At 45.6% G+C, this 25,467-nt stretch carries 17 protein-coding genes; 7 read left to right on the forward strand and 10 right to left on the reverse strand.

Translation table 11 applies throughout. The annotated features are described in order from the left end of the window. Positions 1-49 precede the first annotated feature (49 nt). Complete coding sequence (locus KIT90_RS08145; protein WP_285376158.1) at positions 50-2,506, reverse strand: EAL domain-containing protein; 2,457 nt, start codon at positions 2,504-2,506, stop codon at positions 50-52. A gap of 413 nt (positions 2,507-2,919) precedes the next feature. Between KIT90_RS08145 and KIT90_RS08150 the strand changes: the two genes are divergently transcribed. From KIT90_RS08150 to KIT90_RS08170, 5 genes are all read left to right on the forward strand, one after another. Then, positions 2,920-5,280 (forward strand): YgiQ family radical SAM protein, encoded by a 2,361-nt coding sequence (locus KIT90_RS08150; RefSeq protein WP_285376160.1) that lies wholly within the window; start codon positions 2,920-2,922, stop codon positions 5,278-5,280. Positions 5,281-5,601: 321 nt separating this feature from the next. Next, positions 5,602-6,084 (forward strand): hypothetical protein, encoded by a 483-nt coding sequence (locus KIT90_RS08155; protein WP_038895230.1) that lies wholly within the window; start codon positions 5,602-5,604, stop codon positions 6,082-6,084. A gap of 378 nt (positions 6,085-6,462) precedes the next feature. Beyond that, positions 6,463-9,984 carry a T6SS effector BTH_I2691 family protein gene (locus tag KIT90_RS08160; protein WP_285376162.1) on the forward strand — a complete coding sequence of 1,174 codons (3,522 nt, stop codon included), beginning with the start codon at positions 6,463-6,465 and terminating at the stop codon, positions 9,982-9,984. Between the two features lie 3 nt (positions 9,985-9,987). After that, positions 9,988-10,935 carry a hypothetical protein gene (locus KIT90_RS08165; protein WP_285376164.1) on the forward strand — a complete coding sequence of 316 codons (948 nt, stop codon included), beginning with the start codon at positions 9,988-9,990 and terminating at the stop codon, positions 10,933-10,935. A 3-nt stretch (positions 10,936-10,938) separates the two neighbouring features. Then, positions 10,939-11,892: a hypothetical protein gene (locus KIT90_RS08170; RefSeq protein WP_285376166.1), complete on the forward strand. Its 954-nt coding sequence runs from the start codon at positions 10,939-10,941 to the stop codon at positions 11,890-11,892. A gap of 81 nt (positions 11,893-11,973) precedes the next feature. On the opposite strand, the gene KIT90_RS08175 is transcribed toward KIT90_RS08170, so the two are convergent. The 8 genes from KIT90_RS08175 to KIT90_RS08210 all read right to left on the reverse strand — a co-directional run bounded on the left by KIT90_RS08175 (position 11,974) and on the right by KIT90_RS08210 (position 21,812). After that, positions 11,974-13,296, reverse strand: coding sequence for a CoA-disulfide reductase (locus KIT90_RS08175; RefSeq protein WP_017189417.1), 1,323 nt, complete (start codon positions 13,294-13,296; stop codon positions 11,974-11,976). Between the two features lie 76 nt (positions 13,297-13,372). Further along, entirely contained in the window at positions 13,373-14,779 is a 1,407-nt protein-coding gene (locus KIT90_RS08180; RefSeq protein ID WP_020197900.1) for a cation:dicarboxylate symporter family transporter, read from the reverse strand. Positions 14,780-14,819: 40 nt separating this feature from the next. Next, complete coding sequence (locus KIT90_RS08185; protein WP_005434996.1) at positions 14,820-15,203, reverse strand: RidA family protein; 384 nt, start codon at positions 15,201-15,203, stop codon at positions 14,820-14,822. Between the two features lie 24 nt (positions 15,204-15,227). Next, positions 15,228-15,896 (reverse strand): transcriptional regulator, encoded by a 669-nt coding sequence (locus KIT90_RS08190; RefSeq protein WP_005434997.1) that lies wholly within the window; start codon positions 15,894-15,896, stop codon positions 15,228-15,230. 552 nt (positions 15,897-16,448) lie between these two features. Next, complete coding sequence (locus KIT90_RS08195) at positions 16,449-18,545, reverse strand: methyl-accepting chemotaxis protein (RefSeq protein ID WP_285376170.1); 2,097 nt, start codon at positions 18,543-18,545, stop codon at positions 16,449-16,451. 390 nt (positions 18,546-18,935) lie between these two features. Beyond that, a complete protein-coding gene (locus KIT90_RS08200) occupies positions 18,936-19,358 on the reverse strand; it encodes a GtrA family protein (RefSeq protein ID WP_285376172.1) in 423 nt (140 codons plus the stop codon). A gap of 4 nt (positions 19,359-19,362) precedes the next feature. Further along, entirely contained in the window at positions 19,363-20,769 is a 1,407-nt protein-coding gene (locus KIT90_RS08205; RefSeq protein WP_285376174.1) for a glycosyltransferase family 39 protein, read from the reverse strand. Between the two features lie 2 nt (positions 20,770-20,771). Next, complete coding sequence (locus tag KIT90_RS08210) at positions 20,772-21,812, reverse strand: glycosyltransferase family 2 protein (RefSeq protein ID WP_285376176.1); 1,041 nt, start codon at positions 21,810-21,812, stop codon at positions 20,772-20,774. Between the two features lie 152 nt (positions 21,813-21,964). On the opposite strand from KIT90_RS08210, the gene KIT90_RS08215 reads away from it, so the two are divergent. Further along, entirely contained in the window at positions 21,965-22,642 is a 678-nt protein-coding gene (locus KIT90_RS08215; RefSeq protein ID WP_005389368.1) for a response regulator transcription factor, read from the forward strand. After that, positions 22,639-23,937, forward strand: coding sequence for a HAMP domain-containing sensor histidine kinase (locus tag KIT90_RS08220; protein WP_285376179.1), 1,299 nt, complete (start codon positions 22,639-22,641; stop codon positions 23,935-23,937). Before KIT90_RS08215 ends, KIT90_RS08220 begins: the two co-directional genes overlap by 4 nt. Positions 23,938-24,033: 96 nt before the next feature. On the opposite strand, the gene KIT90_RS08225 is transcribed toward KIT90_RS08220, so the two are convergent. Continuing rightward, the gene (locus tag KIT90_RS08225) at positions 24,034-25,272 is read right to left on the reverse strand and encodes a leucine-rich repeat-containing protein kinase family protein (RefSeq protein ID WP_285376475.1); all 1,239 of its coding nucleotides are present in this window, start codon (positions 25,270-25,272) and stop codon (positions 24,034-24,036) included. Between the last annotated feature and the right edge of the window lie 195 nt (positions 25,273-25,467).

Raw genomic sequence — 25,467 nt, forward strand, 5'->3', positions numbered from 1 at the left:
CACCTAAACACAACATGGCTTTTCGTTATTACTTATGGGTGAGCATCCATTACAGTGAGGCCAAATAACTCAACACATCCTCTTGCGTCAGCAAACCGCGATATTCCTTTTGCGAGTCACATAAAATCCAAGGGAACTTAGTGCCTGCTTTGACTAAAGCTTTCACTTCAGAAACCGGTAGGTTTGCATCCACTCTCTCAAGCTCTGTATTCATCACTTGGTTCACTGGTCGCTTCCAAATGCGGTTCTCTCTTTCTGATTCCAGATCCGTCCCCATCGCTGGTGTTAAATGCAAATTGACCTGTTCCTTAGTAATCAGACCAACACAGCACTTTTCATTGATCACAACTAATGGTGCGTCTGGGCTAAGATTCATGTACTCGACCGCCAATGACAATGGCTCTCCGGGGTCTAAACGTCTCACATCACGATGACTCAGTGAAAGTAAAGATTCATCACGTGTTGGCTTGATCGCTACCCCGTTAAATCGCTTCTTGTGACATTGCGGCTTGTCCAATAAAACCACAGGAATAGCTTGAGAAAACAAGAACCCCTGCATGTAATCGACGCCAACACTGGCAAGCACTTTTAGCTCCTCTTCTGACTCAACCCCTTCGGCAACCACTTTGACATTCAGCTTATGGGCGAGCTCAGTGATCATCTTAACAATGCTGTATTTTGTGCTGCCCTCTTCGATGTTCTTCACGAACTTGCGGTCGATCTTGAGTAGATCAAACTGGCCTTTTTCGAGATAGGAAAACGAAGAATATCCCGTACCAAAATCATCAATCGCAATCTTAATGCCCTGCCCGCGCAATTCTTCCAACGCGACTGTGTGCTCTTGGTCTTGTTCGAAATATGCTGTTTCAGTCAGCTCAATAGTAATACGGCTTGGGTCTACACCACTCTCTGCAATTAAATCTAATGAGCTTTGCAGAACTTGAAGGGAATCGAATTTGGTATTTAACGAGCGGTTAAGCGTTAAGCCAATCTCCTCACCATAGACTTTTTGAATATGAGGCAATTGCTTCAGTGCAGTTCTGCACACCACGTCGTCCAGCGCAGCGATCAACTCAAGATCTTCCACCACTGAAATCATCTCTTGGGTGTCGTAGGTTTTGTTCTGGTGATAGAAACGAGCTAACGCCTCAAACTTCACGATTTTGCCAGTGCGCGTTTCAATAATCGGTTGAAAGTACACATCGACCAATTGGCTCTCAATTTGCGTTCTTAAAAACGCTTCCAGATGATGACGCTTGACCAGCTCATCATGCAAGTCACTGTTGTAAAAACTAAAGTAACTTTGGTCGCCTGTCGGTGCAGAGACCATCGCTTGCGCGGCATGCACCAAAGCTTGTCTTGGATTATTGGTATCGTAACCCAGTACTGATACCCCTGTTTGACCTTCTACAATCACATCATGCATGCTCGAACCCAGCTCACTTCTTAGTTCAACAAAAAAGCCTCTCAACGCAATCTGAATCAGCCTCAAAGGGCTAAGCCATTGACAGCGCGGCGTCTGCAAACAAACGACAAATACATCTTTGGATAACTGACCTGCTATGCTCGCGTGTCGACTACGCATCATGAAATCCGCTAAACCGAGCTGTTGCTCAAGCAAGTTTTTACGCGAGAAATTAGGACGTAACGTCATGACGATGTTCAAATCTTTGTTGCCATTTTCTCGTGCTAGATTGGCAAGCTGAGATTCAAATTCGTCACGAGGAGGAAGAAAGGCCGACCATTGTTGAGCTTGTTCTCCCGCTTTTTTCATCCAAAGCAGGGAGGCAGAGATATCCGTCGAAAAGCCAAGGAACAGTGTTCGACCAGAGGTAAAATTAAGACGATAGATACACAAATGGTGGGCTTGATTACTTCCGTTTGAAGCACGACTTAATAGATTGCCACTCCAGTAACCCTCTTGGCCAATCTGGTCCCAGATATCATCGTAGAAGGCTTTACTGTGATGGTCAGAGCTAAAAATGTTAGTTTTCAAACCGACAATATCGCGATTTTCATATCCCATTTGTTGCTCAAAAGCACGGTTACAACCAAGGATTCGCGTCTCTTGATCAGCAACTAAGATACCTACGTTAGGTAAATCGAAGATGGTTTCGAGGATTTTTGCCAATTCCTCACAACCGGTGATACTCAATTGTGGAATAACATTGCCTTGAACTATGTGATCATTCAGGCGTTCAAAGCTCATATCGACATGAACCAACATGGCCTCGTTCGGCATCAAACAACACGACAAATTGCCATGCCCGCCATCACGTTCAATTTGCGCTATTTTTTCCCGTGCGACATCTTGTTGGCCTAACAACATATGTTCAAGCAAGTCGTCTAATCCGCTAATGGGTTTCTTTAAGCCGAAAGCGGCCATCATGCCCTTCTGGTCACATTCAAATTCTCGGGTCTCAATATCGTAAGACCAATCGATAACCTGAGAATGACCGGACGCTGGCTGCACTTCTCCTTGTGCAATAGACAATAGTTCACTCATTACCTAGCCCCCTATTTTTATCAGCCATTGCCTCTTTTTACTGATTACCCATGGTGTCGCCTGATTTTGCTGTAGTTTTATGATTGCAAAGTGGTCATACACAATTTGGAACGTCACGGCGTTCGGTCAGTATTCAGAGTCAAAATGACGTATGCATTAGCATGCACTTAAATAAATTATAGGAAGAGTTTTCAATAAGCACACCATTGCTTATCAATAAATTTTCACCATTAGCAAAGCCAATAACCACAAGGCTTTGAAGGACATAACGCAGTAAAAAACACCAATGCAATTGCGAGTAGTTTTCATCTACGAATAAAACTTACTGAACTAAGCTTGATAAGGGAACTTGGGTATAGATACCTGATTATCAAATCGCTATAATTCGCGCTCCCTGGAACAGAGAGCAAAATATGACCAACGACATTACTCCTATTCATGAGTACAAAAAATACTGGGCTGAGTGTTTTGGTACGGCACCCTTCTTGCCTACCAGTCGCAAAGAAATGGACGCCCTAGGATGGGATAGTTGTGACATTATCATTGTCACGGGTGACGCGTATGTAGACCACCCGAGCTTTGGTATGGCGATCATTGGCCGTCTATTGGAATCTCAAGGTTTCCGTGTCGGTATCATTGCTCAACCAGAATGGCAAAACAAAAATGCTTTCATGCAACTTGGTAAGCCAAATCTGTTCTTCGGGATCACTGCGGGCAACATGGACTCCATGATCAACCGCTACACTGCTGACAAAAAGCTTCGTCACGATGATGCTTACACACCTAATAATGAAGGTGGTAAACGTCCAGATCGTGCAACGTTGGTGTACTCACAACGTTGTCGTGAAGCTTACAAAGGCACACCTATTGTTCTTGGTGGTATTGAAGCGAGTTTGCGTCGTGTGGCTCACTATGACTACTGGTCAGACAAAGTTCGCCGCTCTGTTCTGTTTGATGCAAAAGCAGACATCCTATTATTTGGTAACGCCGAGCGTGCTCTTGTTGAAGTAGCGCACCGTTTAGCCGATGGCGAAGACATCACCAATATGACCAATATCCGTGGTACCGCGGTTAACTTACCAGCAGAACCAGAAGGTTACACGGTTATCGATTCCTCTCGTATTGAGAAACCTCGTAAAGAAGCGTTCGTGCCTAAGAACCCATACGAAGTAGAAACTCAGTGCGACACCAAAAAAGAAGAACCAGAAGCGAAGCCAATTACGATTCGCCCATCACGTCATGATGCTGCGAACACCGCGGTGCGCTTACCTGCCTTTGAAAAACTAAACAACGACCGTATTCTGTATGCGCACGCAAGTCGTGTTATGCACCTAGAGACCAACCCGTACTCTGGTCGTGCCCTATTGCAACGTCATGGTGACCGCGAGCTTTGGGTAAACCAAGCGCCAATCCCGTTGACGACAGAAGAGATGGACTTTGTATTTGGCTTGCCTTATGCGCGTGTTCCTCACCCTATGTATGGCAAAGCAAAAATTCCTGCTTACGACATGATCAAAACCTCGGTTAACATCATGCGTGGCTGTTTTGGTGGTTGTTCTTTCTGTTCGATTACCGAGCACGAAGGCCGCATCATTCAAAACCGTTCTCAAGATTCCATCATCAATGAGTTAGAAGAGATCCGCGACAAGGTTCCAGGCTTTACCGGTACGATTTCTGACTTGGGTGGCCCTACAGCAAACATGTACCGTCTTGGCTGTAGCGATCCAAAAGCGGAAGCAAACTGTCGTCGCCCTTCTTGTGTGTTCCCAGGTATCTGTAACAAACTGAATACCGACCACAAACACACCATCGATCTTTACCGCGCAGCTCGCAAAGTAAAAGGTGTTAAGAAGGTCATGATCGCATCTGGCGTCCGTTACGACCTTGCAATTGAATCACCAGAATACGTGAAAGAGCTTGTAACTCACCACGTCGGCGGTTACCTGAAGATTGCACCTGAGCATACCGAGAAAGGTCCACTGGATCTGATGATGAAGCCGGGCATGGGCACTTACGACCGCTTTAAAGAGATGTTTGAGAAGTACAGCGCGGAGGCAGGTAAAAAACAATACCTGATCCCTTACTTCATCTCGGCGCACCCAGGTACAGAAGACGAAGACATGCTGAACTTGGCTCTATGGCTGAAGAAGAACAACTTCGAGTGTGACCAAGTACAGAACTTCTACCCATCGCCAATGTGTAACGCAACGTCGATGTACTACTCAGAGACTAACCCTCTGAAGCGCGTAAAATACAAACAACGTGAAGATGTGCCAGTCGCGAAAGGTGAACGTCAGCGTCGCCTACACAAAGCCCTACTTCGCTACCACGATCCAGCGAACTGGCCAATGATCCGCGAAGCGCTGATCAACATGGGCAAAAAACACCTGATTGGTGATAAACCAAACTGTCTGGTTCCAGCAGAAGACATTGATGCGCAAACACCAGCACAACGTCGTAAGTCTGGTCGTCACGGTGCAAACCGTTTTGCGACCAAACACACCAAGAACCAACCGGGCTTCGGTGGTCACTTGAATAAACGCTCTGAAGGTGGCTCGCGTGATGGCAAGCCATCTGGTAACCGCAACGGTTCAGGTAAGCAAGGCGGACAAAACGGCCAAGGTCGTGGCAACCAAAACGGTCAGCGTCCTAATACGGGATCACGTCCTGGTAGCAACAACCAAAACCGTTCAAGCGGTACGGGCTCACAAGGTCAAGGTCGCCCTCAAGGACAAGGCAAACCAGCGGGTCAACGCAAACCTAAGCGCCGTTAATTCAATAGAGCTTGAACAGTAAACTTGAATAGAAAAAAGGGCTTCAGAGGTTACTCTGAAGCCCTTTTGTTTTGTCTTTAGTTTGCAATTATCACTGCGATGCCATTAAGAACTGCACACTAGAACCCCCCCCCTCCGAAAGCCGCCTTTCTAGAGCATCCGATTATCCCTTTCTATAATCGGATTAAGGTAAGCGAGCACGTGATATCTGGTCATGTATATGAGCGCAGGAATACAAATTACTGAATTGACGCAACATTGACATAATTGATCTAAATCAATTTTACTGTGTGTCGCATAATTAAAACAGGAAGTCTAAGTATGTCAAACAAGAACTACGTAACCACCTTAATGCTGTTGTGTGCCTTTGCCTCAAGTGCGAATGCGGAAAGCAAAGATGACATTGATAACATTAAAAACAAAATAGGCGATATCCAAGATAGCCTCTCTCAATCGCAAGACACCATGCAATTCGTGAGATCGGTTTCTGGGTCAACCTTTGTGCCGGAACCGAAACACAGTAAAGATATGCCTTCTTACAGTTACTTCACGATAGAGAGCTACGACATATTCAGCAGCCCTTCTGGCAAGCGTATGATTCAAGCCGTTATCACCAACAACTCAGGTGGTGGTATTAAGCTCAAAACATCTCAAATCAAAGCGTACTTTGGTGGCCAAGTGTACTTATCCCCTTCTTCGATTGAGCAGGATGATAAATTCGCTCAAGGAGAAACGAAGTCGGTCACTTTGCATTTTGGTGAGAATAGCGCTTCTATCCTTGGTTTGATGACCAGAAACTACTAAGCGATTTGGGGCTAAAGCTCCCCTACAGCAATCGATGGTAATTAAACTGATGTTCTAAACTTCATATTCCCTTTTAAAGCCATCAGCTTCCCCAAAAATCGTACTAGATACAGATACTAGAGAGGCTCCAGAGGTAACTCCGGGGCCTTTTTTTGTATACAGCTCTCAATAGTCCCTATCACAACTTACAATTAGGCTCTAAGTCACCCTTAAGCCCTATCGATACAAAAAATGGTATACGCCAACCAACTTATTGGAAAAACAAACAACTTTTTGGTTAAAGCAGAATCACGCAAGAAATAACCCACTGATTTTTAGTCTTTTTATTTTGGTGCGATATTTGCCTAATGGAGTAAAACTTTTAAACATAGGCTGACGATGAGTAATCCACTTCCTCCAAAAACTTCGATGTTTTGGCACGACAACAGCTATACCCACGAAGAAGCTGTTCAGGCATTTGAAAGCGATGGCACGTTGAAATCTCTGAATACCGTTCCAACCACCGCATCCGATGATATGGCTGGCTCACCTCCAGAGCGCAGCATGTTTTGGGAGGGAGAAACAAAAAAAATCGATCCGCCACCGCCGTCTGAACCAGAACCTCTCAATTTAAAAACCGAGAAAGAACCAACGGAGGCTTTACCGGCACACTTCATCCCTGTTCGCTACGCTATCGATCAGCTAGAAACAGAAGAAACACAACCTTTTGGTTTGCCTGATGAATGGAAAGGCCAAGGCCCAGCCAAACTCAATACCATTGGCTACACCCTGCGTCAGCTTCGTGATGGTTGGTTGTATGTCTATGATGCAATCAACAAAAGCCTAGACGAATACGAAATCAAAGGAACGCAATTCACGCTCTACAAGCTAGGAGAGTCGGAAAGCCCAGAGTCCGAACAGCGTGGGACACCAGAAGGCGCAAAACCTTTCCTTACTTACGAAGACGGGAGCGTGCTGTCGATTTGTTACTCTGAACACCGCTGGACATGGAACATGTTCATGCGCGTCCTTAACAATCCAAGTAATCATATCGATCGAATGCAGACTGTTGTTCTGTCTGCAAACGATAATCAGCCCAACATTGCACCAATCGATAAGTTAACTCAAGTGGCTGATATTGAACCTTCTGCCGTTGATGATGGGCGTTTTGCAGATTCTGGCATCGCCACCAAAGCTGATGAAGACGGTTCTATCTTTAAACCTGTCGCAGCCGAGGGTGATTTAACCTCTGCGATTCCAGAAGAAGAGTCAGGCTACTTCGTCGCGATAAAAGATTACGCCGCAGACATTCAAGATATGTCGCTGCATTTTGTTGGTGCCGCAAGCCCCTACCGCCTTTTCATTGACCAGTTTTCAAACCAGTGGAACTTGATGCAGACCGCCATGCAGCTGTGCATGTTCGGGGCAAGTGACGAGATAGACATGCCAGCTAGCGTTAAGCGTAACGGCGAAGAGCTGTCGTTTTATACCGACATGGCAGAATATTATGACTCATCTAGTCAACTCGATTTGGCAGAACAAAACAAAAGCTCAGTTCAGTCCGGCTATCCTGCCAAGTTTTCTGCCGGAGCGATTGAATCACACCAACATACCCAAAGCGACATTGCCAAAGCAATACAGGACAAATATCGAATTTCTGCAAACCGATTTGGTAAATACGAACAATGGATAGCGACTGAACGCTGGCGTAAGCAACTCAACTGGAAACAAATGCTGAGCGAGATGCAAGAGCTGTCAGAACAAAAAGAAACCATGCTAGCCCAAGTTGTCTCGGTAAAAAGGGACTTTATTGCTGTAATGGAATCTTTGACACCGCATCATCTCGAGAGAACCTTCGACCTATACAGCGAAGATACGCAGTACAGCTTGTATCAACTTCATAAACAAGCGGTCGAGTCATTTACTCTGGTGATGCAAGAAGAAGACCGCCAATGGGCTGAAAGCCAATGGGAGAAACCAACCAGTTTACTTGCTCTCTACACTTCCGGGTTTAGTCGTAGCCTCTTTAAACAAGTGGAGAAGTTAATTCCTGAACAAGTTTCAAATCAGGTAGGTGAAGTAGACGTCGCCAAAATTGCTCCAGACACTGAAAGCTCAGACAAACAATTTATGGACTACGTTTCGGCAGCAAGTAACCGTGTGGGTATGTATGCAAAAGTAATGGACTTTATTTCTAACCCAAATACTGCAGAAACCGAGTTTTTAAGAGATATAGCAAAAGGATTCGATGGGCTAGATACTATATTCAAAGCGACTAACAGTGCTTTACTGAAGGGGGCAATAGAGGTTGGTGTTAGCCTTACAGCCCAAGCGTCTATCTTAATGATATCTCTATTGTCAAAACCGCTAACCCGAACAAGTTTTTACATAAGAGCTGCCGTTGTAGAACGTTTATCGATAGATACTCCGCTCAATGTCAACAAAGGCTACGCACAAAATTTTGGTTCTTGGAAATCCAATCATGATAAAAAACTTATCGCATCCAACCAAAACAAGGAAGTTTTAGCAGCCTTCAACAAGGGTGATAAAACTATATCAAACACGCAGTATAAGAAGGCTCTCCAGCAACAGCGGCACCTTCAAAAAAGCTTAGCCGTTGCGACGTTTGAATACCCACAGTACGTAGAGCTTCCAGATGACGTACTTGAGGCAACAATTCAAATGCGTAAAGACATATGGGATAACAGATTAAACAACCTTAATAAACGGTTTGAAAATGTAGGCGGTCTAGGCTTCTTAGCTCTGATTTTCAACTGCCTCGCACTTGCTGATGCAATGAACAGTATTCAAGAAACAGGGTTAATGTCACAAGATGATTTCTTAGATATTCAACAAAAGCTGTTTTACACGGCCGGTGCTTGGACGGGCATTCGAACAGGGAAGTTATGGGATAAAGTTAAGGGAAATGACGAACTCAGAGAGCACTCGCTAAAAACTCTTAAAAAGTTAGTAGAACGAAATACGAAAGGCTTTGAAAACCTGATTCTTGATGACTTAAAAGTATTTAATAAATGGCTCGCGATTACAGGGGCTTTAGGTGCGCTAGCTTCAGGTATAGAGGCTTACCGTTCTTGGCAACGAGAGGATGAGTTGTATGGTCGAGAGTTAGTGTTTCAAAGGTTGAGTACAGCTAGTTTAAGCGTAACAAGCGCTATCGCCACGTTGCAATTTGGAGGCGCATTAACAGGGTGGCTCTCACCTAACATAACATTTGGTGCTCCAGTTATGGCTGCTTTAGTTGTAGTAACGATTATTACTTTAGTTGCCAATCACGTTCTGAGTAAAGTAAAACAAGATGATTACCAAAAGTGGTTAGATAAACTACCTTGGGGTTATCACCCTGCTCGCACTCAGTGGAGCCAATCTGCAAGCTTGCCTGAAAGAGAAAAGCATAATTCAGCATTAGTGCAGCAAGCCCTGTTTGACCTGCAATCCATTATTCAACAGCCAACGGTATACCATCAGCCTATTGAAAAAATACAGGCTTATCCTGGCTATACACATCGTGAGTTAGTTGGTTTGGAAGTGCATGTTCAGCTTCCACGACGAGCTGCAACGAATGGTGTTACAGTGCGTACTAACACCAAGACAACAGAAGATGATTTAACGTCAGGCTCGTGGCATCAGAACGCAGATTTGGTCACGCTACAAACTCAGAGCCAAGCTAGCAAAGAGTTATTGGTGTATAAGGTAACATTGCCAATTAAAGAGGCCGATCAATACCTTGCTATGCAAGTAGCTTATGATGTGGAAGATGACGCCCCAGCTAAGCGTGAGTATTGGTTCCAAAACGGCATAAAACAGAGTGCAACTTATGGCGCGATTTCAGACAATACCAAACAAGACATCATTAAAAAAACACTCACCCCCGTTGTTGGCACATTAGTTTTTCAGGAGTAACCCTTGGCATATTCACCATTTTATATCACCCCAGAAGAATTGGCGGTTTATCAAGAGGCGCAAGAGCAAGAAATTCTCACAGGGGACAATTTAACAACGTGGCGTAAGTACGATATTGAAGAACCAAATCGATACCTTTATTTGTTCATTTCGATTGTGGCAATGTTGCCGATAATTGTATTTTTCTACTTCCTTGGCTTTTGGTCTAGAGGGTGGGTTAATGATGCCATATCGGTACTTGTCACATTTTTTGTGTACTCGTTAAGCTACTACATGTATGGACGAGACTATCGCTATGACTACATTTTTTCAGATAAAGGCTTTGTGATGAAAAAGCGTCGCAATATGCCTAAATGGATAAATACCGCCGCACAAGCTGTTGGCTGGATAGGTGCAGTGGTATGTGTGGTAATGGTAGCGGTGGTAGGCCCGATGGCGTTAGCGGGAGCTGGTGCTCTTATTTTATTCTCATTCGGTATGTTAAAACGCCAGCCTGATGAACGAACAGAAGTGAGAGTGGGCGAACGAGAAGATTGGCTTTTTGCGGACTACAACAAGAAAAGGAAAGTGATCCAATTCTATTTTAAGTATGACATATGCAGATATCGAGATACTGCTCATAAGACTATCTTTCGCTCACAAGATAGATCAGATTGTTATGTTTTCTTTAAAACTGCAGCGGATTTAGAAACCATGGTCGCGCAACTGTCAAAGGTCTACAAACTGAATTGTACCGAGGTTGATGACCATAAAAAGTTGTTTGAAGCAAAGCCAGAATCAAGGCTCTTTAGTATTCCGGTTTGTAGTAAAGAATATCAAACCGATGAGGTATTTGATTTTAGGGCTTCGAAAACCCCGCTCCCAGAGCAAGAATACCTTTACAACGGCAAGTGGCAAACCGAATCTGAGATTGAAAAGTCTAAATCTGAACTAACAACAGCCAAGGAGTAACCCTTGGCATATTCACCATTTTATATCACCCCAGAAGAATTGGCGGTTTATCAAGAGGCGCAAGAGCAAGAGATTCTCACAGGGGACAATTTAACAACATGGCATAAGTATGATGTAGAAGAGCCATTTCGCTACCATTACAAGTTAACGGCTTTGCCATTTATGAGCTTCTTATTTGTAATTGTATTTTTGACACACTCAAGTGATACGCTTGTCGTGACCTTTTTTGGCCTTATCTTGTCAGTAATGATGGCCGGGATCTTTTATCTTACGATTGGCCTCGACTATCGCTATGACTATATTTTTTCTGACAAAGGCTTTGTGATGAAAAAGCGTCGCAATATGCCTAAATGGGTAAATACCGCTACGCAAACTGTTGGCTGGATAGGTGCAGTGGTTTGTGTGATTATGGTAGCACTGGTTGGTCCGATGGCATTAGCGGGAGCAGGTGCCTTCATTTTGCTTTCATTTGGTATGTTAAAACGCAAGCCTGATGAGCCAACAGAAGTGAGAATTGGAGAGCGTGAAGATTGGTTGTTTGCCGACTACAACAAAAAGCGCAAAGTGATCCAGTTCTACTTTAAGCAGGATAAGTGTGAATATATCGATATGGAACACAACACTATTGTCCGTTCACATAGTAGATCTGATTGCTACGTATTTTTCAAAACTGTGTTTGACTTAGAGTCTATGGTCAATCAGCTAGCGACGGAATATAAGCTTGACTGTACAGAAGTCGCAGACCACAAAAAGATATTTGAAGCCAAGCCAGAGGCTAGACTGTTTGGTACGCCAGTTTGTTATAAAGAATATCAAACCGATGAGGTATTTGATTTAAGGGCGTCAAATGCCCCGCTCCCAGAGCGAGAGTACCTATACAACGGTAAGTGGCAAACTGAATCAGAAATCGAACGCTTAAAAGCGGCTGGTGAACAGCAGGCTACTTCCGTTTCATAGTTCACAACAAGCATTAAAAAAGGGCTCCTGAGATTACTCTGGAGCCCTTCTGTTTTGCCTGAATAAACTTGGATAGCTAAATTATTTCGCTACGTTACCTGCAACGTTTAGTGCATCCCAAGTACGTGCAAATGGTGGTGCGTAGCAGAAGTCCATATAGCCTAGTTGCTGTGTGGTCATCTTCGCAGTGATGGCAACAGCGAGTGCGTTGATTCGGCCCACTGCGCCCTTCTTACCAACGATTTCACCGCCAAGCAGCACATTGGTTTCTGGGTGGTAAACCAGCTTCACTTTAATGTCTTCTTGGCCTGGGTAGTAGTCGGTTTGGTTCTTATCTGAAATGGTTGAAACCTTCACTTCCAAACCGTGTTCTTTAGCTAGAAGTTCCGATACGCCCGTGCATGCAAGTTCGTAGTCCAGCACTTTCAAGCAAGACGAGCCCAAGAAACCACTCATGTAAGTGTCTTTGCCTGCAAGTTTGTCAGCCATCATGCGCGCTTGCTTGTTGGCAGTGGTTGCCAGTGGAACATACACTGATTTGCCTAGCGCCATGTGGTGAACCACGGCACAGTCGCCAACAGCGTAAATGTGCGCATCTTCTGTTGCGCCAAACTCATCGACTAGTAGTGCGCCGTTCGCTGCTTTTGGTAACTCGAATGCTTCTGTGTTTGGTTTGAAACCAAGTGACATGATCACAACGTCTGCTTCAACATTGCCGTTGTCGGTTTCTACGATGTAACCGCCCTGCTCTGCGTCGCGAATGGCTGATACGCTGCAACCGGTTTTAAGCTCAGCGCCAGATTCACGAATCGCGCCTTCTACCACTTCAATCATTTCAGGGCTGAACTGACGACTCATCACGTGTTGTTCACGCTCAATAATGGTGACGTGTTTGCCTAGTAGGTGCGCTGCATCGAATACTTCAAGACCGATAAAACCACCGCCGATAACACAAATGCGTTGTTTGTTGCTGTCCTTAAGCGCTTCTTTTACTGCCAAACCATCTTCCATGCTGGTTAGCGTGTATACGTGCTCTGGGTTGAACTCACCGAACGATGGCACGATTGGGCGTGCGCCAGTGGCAATCACCAACATATCGTAATCGATGGTGCTTTCTTCACCTTGGTGACGAACTTTAATCTGTTTTTCAGTGCGGTCTAGTGCCACCATTTCAGTTTCAATGCGCACGTCTAAACCAGATTTAATCGCTTGCTCTGGCGTACGAGAAATCATGCGCTCAGTGTCATCAAACATGCCACCAGCAAAGTAAGGTAAACCACACGCACCGAACGAGATGTAATCGCGCTTATCCAACACAATCACTTCATCTGATGGCTGATTACGTTTGTATTTCGCTGCGAAACTCATACCTGCAGCGCTACCGCCTACGACAACAACTTTCATATTTATTACCTAAATAACCTGAACTCAGGAAAAACGGAGAGCACCCGCGTTGGGTGCTCTTTATTAAGTTTGGAAATTACACTGCTGCTTCTTTTGTTACTGTTGCAGTAACGTCAGCATTGTATTGCTCAGTGTTTAGTGAGCCATTCTTCTTCGCGGTTAGTACACCTGACAACATTGAGCCAGAGATGTTAAGCGCGGTACGAGCCATGTCGATAAGCGCTTCGATAGAAACCAGAATCGCCACAACTGTAATATCTAGACCCATGATGGTTAGTACCGCTACTGCTGCGAACGTTGCACCGCCACCAACACCTGCGATACCGAATGAAGCAATCGCGATGACAGCAATCAGTTGTAGGATAAAGCCTAGGTCAACTGGCATACCCATTACTTGAGCCGCCATGATAGCTAGCATTGCTGGGTAGATACCCGCACAACCGTTCTGACCGATACTGGTACCGAATGTTGCTGACATGTTTGCTGTTTCTTCATCCACACCTAGACGTTGAGTTTGAGTTTCAACGTTTAGTGGGATTGCCGCCATGCTTGAGCGAGAACCGAAGCCAAATACTAGCACTGGCCAGATTTTCTTCATGAATTTCGCAGGAGACAGACCGAACATAGACACCATCACGAAGTGGATAGCGAACATTACACCGATTGCCACGTAGCTTGCTAGTAGGAAGCGACCCATTTCTGCTAGTGCGAACAAATCGTTTGTCATCATAAACGTGGTCATCAGAGCGAATACACCGTAAGGCGTCAGCTTCAGAATCTCACGTACCATTGAAAGTACCACTTCTTTTGCAGAGTTGATGAAATCAACGAAGTTTTGCACTTTCTCTGGCTTACGGTTTTTCACTTGCAGGATACAGTAGCCAAGGAACATACCGAACAATACCGTTGATAGCGTCGAAGTACGTTGAGAGCCCGTTAGCATGTCAAAGATGTTGGTTGGGATGATAGACAGCGCCATACCTGATAGACCGCTGCTCGCCATCGCATCTTGTGTTGCAATCAGAGAGTCACCACGTGCTTCGATAGCGCTGTTAGTGCCGATAGTGCTGACTAGCGCGTTAGCATCGATACCGAATAGGTAAATACTTGCGATGCCCACTGCCGCAGAGATAGCACAAGTGAAAAGTAGAATACCGATGATTTTTGGTGCGATGCGCGATAGTGCGCCACCGCCTTCTACGTTCATGATCGAAGAGATCATCGCCACAAATACTAGCGGGATTACGATCATTTGTAGAAGCTTGATGTAGCCTTTACCGAACACAGAAATCAGTTCAGCAAAACCTGCCGTCGCAACGTTGCCTACACCGAATACGAGCTGAATCGCACCGCCGAATAACAGGCCAGCAGCAAGCGCACTCAGTACGCGGAAGTTAAAGCTTTTCTTTTGTTTTTTGAAGTTCGCAAGCAATGCGTAGAACCCAAAGAACAGGATGCTCAATCCAATAAATGAAACGCTCATGAGAATCTCCTATTGATACCCATTTATGTCCGAAAATCGGTTACTTTTTGTATGCAATGGCTTCAACTTCAACCAATGCGTCTTTTGGTAGTCTTGCTGCTTCAACACAAGAGCGAGCTGGTGCGTTTTCTGTACCAAATACCTCTGTGTACACTTCGTTAAATGCGGCGAAGTTTTCCATATCTGATAGGAAGCATGTCGTCTTCAATACTGTGTCTAGGCCAGCACCGCTTGCTTCTAGAACCGCTTTTAAGTTTTCTAGAGACTGACGAGCTTGCTCTTTGATGCCGCCTTCAACAAACTGCATGGTTTCTGGAACCAGTGGTAGTTGGCCTGATGTGTAAACCATGTCGCCGTAAGACGTCCCTTGAGAGTAAGGACCAATAGCGGCAGGTGCTTGTTCAGTGGCAATGATCTGTTTCACGATATAACTCCTAAGTTATTAGTTTTATTCTGATTTAAATTCGCGGATAAACTTGTAGACCGCCTGACGGCTGATCCCAAGTTGCTCTGATACTTGTGTGGTCGTCTCTTTTAGCTCAAATACACCGTTATCAAACAAACAACGAATGATGGCTTTATTACGACCTTTTGCGGAAACCGTCTCGTCTTGATCCACCTCTTGCATGGCAGCGCTCAGTGCCTGCTTAATCACGTCGTTCGCGTTATTGCTGAAGGTTTCACTCACCAAGGTTTGCGATACGTGACACTGTGGCATCAGCGTCTTGACGATTTCTGGGAATGGGAAAGATAAGTTCATGTTGATGCACAGCATGCCAATTGGCTTTTGCTCCGGGCCAGCCAAAATGCACGTGGTCGATTTCAGTAGCGAGCCATCGGCAGCATTGGTGAAATAGCTCTTCGGAGAGACTTCGCCCGTTTTCTCGAATGTGCTCCACATACGTAAGCCCAAATCGGTGATTGGCGAACCAATTTCACGCCCGGTATGATGACCATTCACGATCTTCACGACTGAATTTTCTAGGCTTTCAAATGAATGAATAACCACTTCACAGTACGGTCCGATCAAATCGGCAATCGTGTCTGCTAAACGAAAGTAGTTGCTTAAACACTCTCTGTCTTCGTCGGTGAATCGAACTTGCTTTACACTCATCATTTCGGTTTACATTTTTGAACTCAATGACTGCAAACTACTCCTTTCGGGTGAGTTCAGCAATACAGAGTAAACTTCTGTAAACCTAAAAAATACGCTTAAAACACCAACAAATTACCAAGAATTGATCGAAATCACGCACAATAGTTGAACAAGATCACCAAAAACATATGAGTCAGGTTTAATTTCTTAAACCACATCAAAGTTTAAATATTTAAAATCAAAGATTGCGTTTTTGAACACTTTAATGATCTAGAACAAGTTCCAAAACTCAGTAAAAACCGCGTACGGTAATAATCAATTTGAAGCGCAACTTGATTTATAAAATCGGCGTCAATTACAGCACTCTCAAAAAGGCATTAGATGAATAAAACATCACCATGCACACATCACTTAATTCCGTTCCATGCCTATAAGACGAAGTCATTTTCAAAAAGACGCAACGAAAGAAGAAAAAGTTGAACCGAATAGTTTGGGTTAGTGTTATTGGCACGAACAAAAAAGCCGAGCGCATAATGCACTCGGCTTGTAAGGGAGACTCAATAAATGAAACGATTAAGACAGCTTGAACTTACTCAGTTCGCCGTGAAGATCGCTGGCTTTTACCGTCAACTCGTTACTGATTTCTACTGAAGAGGTCATCGTATCCATCACCTCTACTGCCGTGTCGTTGATGATCACAACGTTACGGTTAATCTCTTCCGATACTGAGCTTTGCTCTTCTGCTGCCGAAGCGATTTGGTTGTTCATGTCATTGATGACTTCAATCGCTTGGTTGATTTCAGACAGAGCCAAATGCGCTGCTTGAGTCTCGCCCTTAGTATCAATGGCTTGTTTTTGGCTTTGCTCCATCAGCACTACGATAGATTGCGTCTCTTGCTCTAGTCGAGCGAGCATAGCGCGGATTTCTTCTGTCGAACCTTGAGTACGATTAGCCAGATTACGAACTTCATCGGCAACGACTGCAAAGCCTCGGCCTGCCTCACCTGCGCGAGCCGCTTCAATTGCAGCGTTTAGAGCCAATAGGTTGGTTTGTTCTGCAATGCCACCGATCTCGCTCAGAATGCCTTGAATTGCCGTGCTGGAGTCGACCAAGTTCTGTGTTTGTTGCTGCGCATCATTCACTTGCATTGCCAAGCTATCTACTGCGTTTGCAGCATTATCCATGCGTGTCATGCCGTTCAAGCTGTTGCTTTGTACTTGGCTTGCCGCCGCTGCCGCTTGAACCGCTGAGTTCGCGACCTCTTGCGCAGTCGCACTCATTTCATTGATCGCGGTTGCTAGCGAGTTCACCTCATTTACTTGAGCATTCAATTGGTCACGAGAAGCTGCGGCACGCGTCTGGCCCTCTGTGGCGTTCTTATCGACTTGATCTGCCGTTGCCATCACAGTCAGCAGCATCTCTTGCATACGTGATAGGAAAGTGTTGAACCAATGCGCCAATTGCGCGGTTTCATCTTTGCCTTTCACTTCAATACGGTAAGTCAGATCACCCTCACCTTGTGCAGCGTCTTTGAAACGTTCAACCAAGTTGTTCAGAACTTTACCAAGCGAGCTTGCAATAAATGCCATTGCAGCAATGCCTAGAAGAGCAGCGATGATCCCCGCCCAGATACCTTTTTCAAGCGCTTCTGAATTCTGGTCATCACTCCATTGTTGGTAGTCGTCGACGCTTTTTGTAAGGTGGTTGCTGGGAACTGACACCATGACTACCCACGGTGCATCACTCGTATCGATAGCCGTGATCGCGTATTCATCACCACCAAAGGTCACCAAACCTGCGCCATCACGTTTCGCAATAGACTGGATGTTTGACCATTCTGCAGCAAGCTCAGACGATACTTTCTTACCGACCATATCGGCAGCACGGCTGTTCGCGAGCGTAATGCCTTTCCAAGACGTGATAAGGATTTTGCCTTCGCCATCAAACAGGTTGTGCGCAAAACGTTCACTCTGGCTTTGCAGCTCATGCAGCGACAAATCGAAGCCTAAAGAACCGATGATGTTGCCATCCTGCTTAATGGGTTGGCTGATGGTCGTGATCAGCTCTTGTTTGCCTCTTACTGGATAGAAGTAAGGCTCCATGACAAACGTCTTGCCCGTTTCGTAAGGCATAAGGTGCCAATCATCTTTGCGCTCACCATTGCTGTTGAGTTCTGTATTGCTGAAGCTTTCCATGGCGACCGCATCAAAGCTGTCGTGCTCGTTCGGCGAGAAAAACGGCGCAAGATAACCTTGGCTGTTAAACCCATCTTCTGCGTTGAACGTCACTTGCTGTGGCCATGTTTTATCTTGCCAAACCATGTAACCAGCAAATACGGCTTTATTCTGAGCCTCTAGCGCGGCAGTAAACTGTTTAACAATAAGGTCTGCGCTTGCGTTACGTTCTGCGCTTAACTCAATAATAGAGCGCGCTTGCTTTAGGTTTGCCAAAACAGGATCAAGCTGGTTAGCGATATTCAAACCTTGCTGAATCGCGGTATTTTGCAGATCCGTGTTGGTCGCATCGGTCAATTGCGCTTTCACTTTTTCGTTAATTTGCTTGTTCACATCCGTGAAAGCGTTGGTGGTCATGCCCATTGCAATCAACAAAGTGAAAGCCATTGCTCCACCCGCACTCACTGCAATTCGCGTACGTATACTGTTAAACATATTAGCCTCTATGACTGATAATAAATTGGCGTTAGCTTTTGAAATTTCGTGGATTTTAAACAACAGAAGTGAATAGAAGACGCCAAAATATGAACAGAAAGAGAACAGAAAGATCTGCATTATTAACAGAGTTACGGCGAAGGGCGGTTTTATATTTTCGAAGCATGAGCCGCACAATAAATAAAGTGCATCAGAAGAAAGGCTAAGCTCTTGTATTTATAGAACTTAACCCTTAATAACAAAATGGTTTTTATATGAAAATAGAGAGATATCAGAGCGCATGGATAGAAAGAGATAGATTACTCAATACGTGATATAGATCACACTTAAATTTCATCCATCTCCCTGTTTTAAATGGAATTATCGTCATTCTCGACAACCCCACCCAACTTACCCTTGGCGAAACACCCATTTTGCACTGAGCAAATAGTTGCTCACCATGCCTGTCAATATGCCTAAGATCAAAGCCAAATAGACCATCACCCCTTGCGTTCCTAGCGCGAGTGTTAAGCCTTTGAAAACAATAAAATTCGGCAAAGCACTGATACAGGCACTCGCCATAAACTTTTGCCATTGTGCGAAAGGGTTGGTTTTTTCTGCTTGAGAGAAAGTCAGCCAGCGATTGCCAAGCCAAGTCGTGGTTGCTGCAAACAAAAATGCTATCCCACGAGCCAGCATCAGCTCCAGACCAAACCAATGGAACAACACAGAAAAGATAAGGGTGTCGACCATAAAGCCGAAACCACCTACCAGAGCAAACCTTGTTAACGAAGCAAACCTTTCCAGCGAAGCAAATTTTGGTAATTTGCGCATTCCGTTATCCAATCACACAAGTGTAGAGTGAGCGTTTCGATTTTGCTGTGAACTCATTGGTACAACTCAACGCATTTTCATGAATCATGCTATCCACTTGCTGCGATTTACCAATCAGGTGGAATTTCTTCAGATTGTTTAAGTCATTCTTGTCTTCAAGCTTTTTCGCCTGACCATGACTATAGAACTGGCCTGAGAACGGGCGCTTACCAATATAAAAGACCGGAGCGTTGTCATTAATTTGCGCGAAGATGATGCGGTCGCTGCGGCTATCTGCTTTGCCCATATTCAAAACCAACATCGCAATCATAAGCAGGGCAGGCAACACTGCTGCCGTTCCGGTCAGCCATTTGAAATCGTGTTTATCCACCAGCATTGCAATCAAGATACCCAATGCAGGCACACCCGGTAGTACGTAAGCAGGCAAAATATTCCCAGCCATGGTGAACAAGATCATTGGTGAAATCAGCCAACACATCAGGAAGCTAAATAGACCTTGATGATCGGTTTCAATGGCTTTGAGCACCTTACGACGTTTCCACGCCAAGATAGGCAATACAATTGACCAAGGCGCAGCCGACTGCAGCCAGAATACCCAGATCATCCCACGTGGTTGATCATGAGCAGAGCCATACAGGTCCCCTTCCCAACCGCTGACAACAAAACGCTTAAAGTGCTCGCCAACAATGAAGTAATCAATAAATCCAGGCGTCGCCATTTCAGCCATGATGTACCACGGTAGAGCAATCGCCAGCATGAGCGCCAACCCCGATACAATTGGAAAACGCTGCCACAGGGCTTTGAAGGCCCCGAAGAAACCATGTTGAATCACAAGCCAAGGAAACACTGCGATACCCATGATCACGATCGCCACCGGACCTTTTGCTAACAGCCCGCAAGCCAAGCCAAAGAAACCGAGATAACCCCACAATCGGCTGTGTTTGTCTTTGCCAAGCCAGCAGTAGTAAAAGCCGACCATCGCCATCGTCATTGCCAACGTCAGTGCCATGTCTGTCATCACCGCACCCGCCGCAATTGAAAAGATGCCACAGGTCGCCAGTACCAACGCTGCGATGACTGCATTAAAGCCAGCGCGATGCGCCATGAAAGCAACAAAAACGATCGTCGCAACACCCGCTAACCAATGAGGCGCGCGCACTGCAAATTCATTCAATCCAAACAGCTCAATGCCGTAAGCACTCATCCAAGTGAACAAGGGTGGCTTCCCCCAGAAAGGCACGCCGTAATCAAACTGTGGGGTAAGCCAATTGCCGGTTTCCACCATTAAGCGCGCCATTTCGCCATAGCGGGCTTCTGTGGTGTCCATCAAAGGGTAAGCGGCAAGTGAAATAAGACGGAGTAAAAGAGCAAACGCCAACAACAACCACAAATGGGTTTTATTAATACTCATGATTACGCGGTTTCTCCCAGTTTAAACTTCATGGTTTGGATGGATTGATGTTTTGCAGGCTGCTCGTAAACAGACTGAACAAGATAAAGAGGACGTTGCTTGGTCTCGACAAAAATGCGGCCAATGTATTCCCCCAAAAGGCCAATCGACAGCAGTTGCACACCGCCTAATGCAAGTTGGACGACCATCATGGATGGGTAGCCAGTGACAGGCTCACCAAACACTACGGTTTTCATCACAATGAATGCGCCATAGATAAAGGCACTGAACGCCACTAACGCACCGGCAAGTGTCGCTAAGCGCAAAGGACGAATGGAAAACGAGGTAATGCCGTCCATTGCAAGGCCAATCAGCTTGAGGTAGTTCCATTTGGTCTCACCACAGAAACGAGCGTCACGCTCAAACTGAACCGTCACTTGCTTGAAACCCGGCCAAGAAAAAATGCCTTTCATGTATCGGTTACGCTCTGGTAGCGCATTGATGTGTTTAACCACTTTTGCGCTCAGTAGACGGAAATCGCCCACGTTCTCCGGCACATCCAATTTCGCCATGCTGTTAAGCACTTTGTAAAAGCATGCGGCCGAGAAGCGTTTGAACCAAGTTTCACCGTGGCGTTCACTGCGCTGCATGTTCACCACGTCATACCCTTCACGCCATTTTGATACCATTTTCGGGATCAACTCAGGCGGGTCTTGCAAGTCGGCATCAATCACGATCACCGCTTCACCTTGGCAGTGTTCCAGCCCCGCACTCATGGCGGACTCTTTGCCGAAGTTACGGCTTAGTGCAATACAACGAACGTCGCTAGAAGATTGAGAAAAGTTTTGCGCGATCATTAGGCTGTCGTCTTTGCTGCCGTCGTCGACATAGACGATTTCGCAGCGTTCTGGCATTTCATCCAAAACGGCGGCTAAACGACGATGAAATTCAGGCAAGACTTCTTGCTCGTTAAAGAATGGCACCACAACAGACAAAACTGTTTTAGGCTCAGTGTGTTGGCTCACCTTTGAAAAGGTTGCAGCGTGAATGTTGAAGGTTGACATGCTACTCTTCCACTAAATCCGATGAATGAATCCAGTCTACAAACATCAATGTGAAAGAGATGTTGTTGACATCTTTTTCACGTTCTTAGTGAATAATGTTCGGTTAAGACGAAGTCTTATTTTCGAAAACCCGCCCACTTGGAGAGAAATACATGAAACGCGTACTTTTAGTCGAAGATAATCGAGAAATCGCAGGCATGCTGTTCGATTATTTTGAGTGTGCAGGTATGGAACTCGATTATGCAGACAACGGCGAGCTCGGCCTGAAACTGGCGATGGAAAACACCTTCGACATCATCTTGCTCGATCTCATGCTGCCACGCATGGATGGCCTGACCATGTGTAATAAACTTCGCGACGCGGGCAACAACACACCGGTACTTATGCTGACTGCACTCGATAGCCGTGACGATATGCTCAAAGGCTTCCAACACGGCGCCGATGACTATCTGACCAAACCTTTCGATCTGGATATTCTAGAAGCGCGTATGATGGCGCTGATCCGACGTTACCGCGGCACTGTCGCGTCGAGCAAGTTGGAATATGGCGAAGTCTCTATCGACCAAAAAACGCGTAAAGCTTACCGCCAAGATAAACTGTTGGCACTAAACCCAACCACTTACACCATTCTGGAAATGCTTGTGAAAAGCGCGCCAGACGTGGTGACACGCGAAGAAATCGCCTTCCAACTTTGGCAAGAGAACGAGCCGAACAACGACGTTCTGCGCAGCCACATTTACCAACTTCGCAACCAACTTGATAAGCCATTTGAACAGCATGTGCTTATCACCGTACCGAAAGTTGGCTTCCGCTTGGAGACTGGTGCATGATCAATCGCTTACTTGCTAGCACGCAAAGCACACAAAGTATGACAGGGCGACTCGCTCTGTTTTTCTCTTTTGTGTCGGTCGTGATTGGCATCTTCTGCTTTTTGTTGATTACCGGCTCCCTGCTCTGGTCTGAAGACCGCGTGGGCGAGCGTCGTATTATGGTCGACAAAAAAGAAGCGATTGAACATTTCCAATCCCACCCAGAGCAAGGCAGTATTCAGCTTGACCTGCTCACCACCGCATACAACGACATCTCATTGGTTGCCGAGCGCTACCAAAAATACCTGATTGGTCAAAAGCACTTTCTTGATGAAGTAGAAGACGGTGAATACTCGCGCATGGTTTACATGAGCACTTACACCTATAAAGGCGTTGAACATCCTGTGATTCTGGTTTCCTTAATTGATGAAATCGAGATCACCTCAGAAGAATTCATTCTCGTCGTCGCTATGGTGTTATCGATTGTCGCCGTGCTGGTGTTTCTGTTTGGTAGCCTGCTGCTGCGTTTGTCACAGCGCTTAATTGAACCCGTCAATGCGCTCAAAACTCAACTCGATCATCACCAAGGCGATGCCACGCAAACTTTTAGTGTGCCTGAAGGCTCAGCCAAAGAGTTCCAAACTCTTGCGGATGAGTTGAATGAGTACCGCCACAAAATCAACCAAGTCATCAAGCGCGAGCAAGCCTTTGCACGATACGCGAGTCATGAACTGCGTACACCGTTAACCGTGATGAAAGGCTCAAGCAGCTTACTGGCGAGAAGTGCGAACACGGATTTCCAGACCCGCCAAGTGAACCGAATTCAGGATGCCACGCAGCAGATGTCGACTATGGTGGATGCCCTACTCGGCTTAGTGCGTTACGAGCGTAATGCAGATGACTCACCAGTACGAAGCATCACCGAAGAAGAACTCAACCAAATCATCTTCCAAAGCCAAGCTCAGGCGGACGAGAAAGCACTCAGCTTTAACGTACAGATCGACGGCAACCCAAGAACGCGCGCAACCAATGCCGTGTTGACTATTATTCTTGGCAACCTGATTCGCAACGGCATCGCTGCGACACCTTCGGGAGCAATTCATATCAATATGGATGTAAACACCATCTCGGTGCGCGATGAAGGTGAAGGCTTTTCGACCATTCCGCACTCAGATGGGCACGGATTAGGTTTGATGATTGTGGACGATTTGTGCCAACGCTATGGCTGGCAATTTAAGATTGGTACACATCCAGAAGGTGGTTGTGAGGCAGTAATTGATCTTGCGTCAGAGCATCAAGAGGCTTGCTCAGAGTAACTCCCCCAGCGACTAGTTCAATTGAGAGGTATCTACTTTGCTCAGTATTAAATCGAGCAATTCGATACCTCTTTCTAATTTCGATTTAATGAAACCTTATGCTGCAAGCGCTGCTAATCGATTGAATGCTTGCGATGCCGATTCTGACGCTTCACACACAGAAAACATATCTTCGATAAAGCACTTCAACGCTCTCGATTCAATGGTTCTGATTGCCGCTTGCTGCTCGTCAGATAAGTAACCGTAAATGCTCGCCGCACCAAAGTCGCCGAAGATCATCTCACCTTGCTCATTCACCAAAGTGTTGTGCGCATACAAATCACCATGGCATACCTTGTTGTCGTGCAGGTGATTAAACACGTCCACCATTTGCTCCACAATGGAATTAACTTGCTCGACCGTCAGCGTAAACCCTTGAGGGAATGTATCTCGGGTGCAAGTTTCCAGTGTTGGCGGTAAACCCAAGTTGTAGTAGCTGTTTGGGATCAGCTCCATCACCAAAGCAAGCTCATTACCGTCATCCACTTGCGCGATGGATTTCACCAAGTTGTTGTGATGCCCGGCTTGCAAACATGCTTCAAGTTCATCATGCGGGTAGCCGTCACTGGTCACTTCACCCTTGAACACTTTCACCGCCACTTCGTTCGGGAAGTCGTATTGAGCGTCAGTCCAATTAGCATGAGAAATCACACCACTCGCACCTTGGCCAAGAACATGGTTAAGTGAGTAACTGTTTGTCGTCACTTTAGGCACGCTGTCTAACGAAGATGGGTGTTTGCAGAATGGGTTACCTGCGAAAGCAAACCATGCCAACTTAGGCAGCTTCATCAACACATCCGGGAAGTGCTCTAACTGGTTCGCAGATAAACGAATCAATTCTAAATTGACCAAGTTTTCCATGCTGTTTGGCAGTTGTTTGATGCGATTGCCCGCCAATGCAAGCTTTCTTAGGCGTGGTCTTTCACCCAGACTGTTTGGGAGAACTTCAATCTCGTTATCCGTCAGAATCAACCAAAGTAACTGAGTTGGTAGTGAGGCTTCACTCACCACTTTAATCTTGTTGGTTTTAAACCCAACCATCTCAAGGTTTGGCAATTTACCCAAGACCTCTGGCAGATGGGTGAACTGGTTGTTGGAAGCAAAGATGATTTTTAGCTTGGTCAGCTGTTCCAGTTCTTGTGGCAAATCTGACAGTGCGTTACCAGACAAATCTAACACTTCAAGCGTTTCTGCAAGCTCTAAAATTTCCATAGGAAACTCAGTTAGCCCTTCTGCCAACTTCAGTTGTTTCGTTCCTACTAATTGTCCTGTTTTTAATTGTTCTAGAGTTTGCAAAACCAAGCCTTCTGATCGAGTTGAAATAAGCGGCGTAGTGTACGTGGCTTGAAGCAGAAAGGCGAGCCATTGCATTACAGCCCCAGTAAAAGCGCATCAAAACATCAGGAATAACCGAAATGGATGTACTGAAACCCAGACTTTTTATCTGGGTTTAATGGCGTTACACTACGCGCCCTTTTTAACGGCAAGGTC

Source organism: Vibrio sp. B172a (genome assembly GCF_030248355.1).
GTDB classification, from domain to species: Bacteria; Pseudomonadota; Gammaproteobacteria; order Enterobacterales; family Vibrionaceae; genus Vibrio; species Vibrio owensii.

Bases quoted from the DNA above. Each gene is read 5' to 3' on its own strand.
- KIT90_RS08205 (WP_285376174.1), bottom strand. From the start codon at position 20,769: ATGAGTATTAATAAAACCCATTTGTGGTTGTTGTTGGCGTTTGCTCTT.
- KIT90_RS08190 (WP_005434997.1), bottom strand. From the start codon at position 15,896: ATGATGAGTGTAAAGCAAGTTCGATTCACCGACGAAGACAGAGAGTGT.
- KIT90_RS08215 (WP_005389368.1), top strand. From the start codon at position 21,965: ATGAAACGCGTACTTTTAGTCGAAGATAATCGAGAAATCGCAGGCATG.
- KIT90_RS08155 (WP_038895230.1), top strand. From the start codon at position 5,602: ATGTCAAACAAGAACTACGTAACCACCTTAATGCTGTTGTGTGCCTTT.
- KIT90_RS08200 (WP_285376172.1), bottom strand. From the start codon at position 19,358: ATGCGCAAATTACCAAAATTTGCTTCGCTGGAAAGGTTTGCTTCGTTA.
- KIT90_RS08220 (WP_285376179.1), top strand. From the start codon at position 22,639: ATGATCAATCGCTTACTTGCTAGCACGCAAAGCACACAAAGTATGACA.
- KIT90_RS08210 (WP_285376176.1), bottom strand. From the start codon at position 21,812: ATGTCAACCTTCAACATTCACGCTGCAACCTTTTCAAAGGTGAGCCAA.
- KIT90_RS08175 (WP_017189417.1), bottom strand. From the start codon at position 13,296: ATGAAAGTTGTTGTCGTAGGCGGTAGCGCTGCAGGTATGAGTTTCGCA.
- KIT90_RS08160 (WP_285376162.1), top strand. From the start codon at position 6,463: ATGAGTAATCCACTTCCTCCAAAAACTTCGATGTTTTGGCACGACAAC.
- KIT90_RS08150 (WP_285376160.1), top strand. From the start codon at position 2,920: ATGACCAACGACATTACTCCTATTCATGAGTACAAAAAATACTGGGCT.
- KIT90_RS08180 (WP_020197900.1), bottom strand. From the start codon at position 14,779: ATGAGCGTTTCATTTATTGGATTGAGCATCCTGTTCTTTGGGTTCTAC.
- KIT90_RS08195 (WP_285376170.1), bottom strand. From the start codon at position 18,545: ATGTTTAACAGTATACGTACGCGAATTGCAGTGAGTGCGGGTGGAGCA.
- KIT90_RS08145 (WP_285376158.1), bottom strand. From the start codon at position 2,506: ATGAGTGAACTATTGTCTATTGCACAAGGAGAAGTGCAGCCAGCGTCC.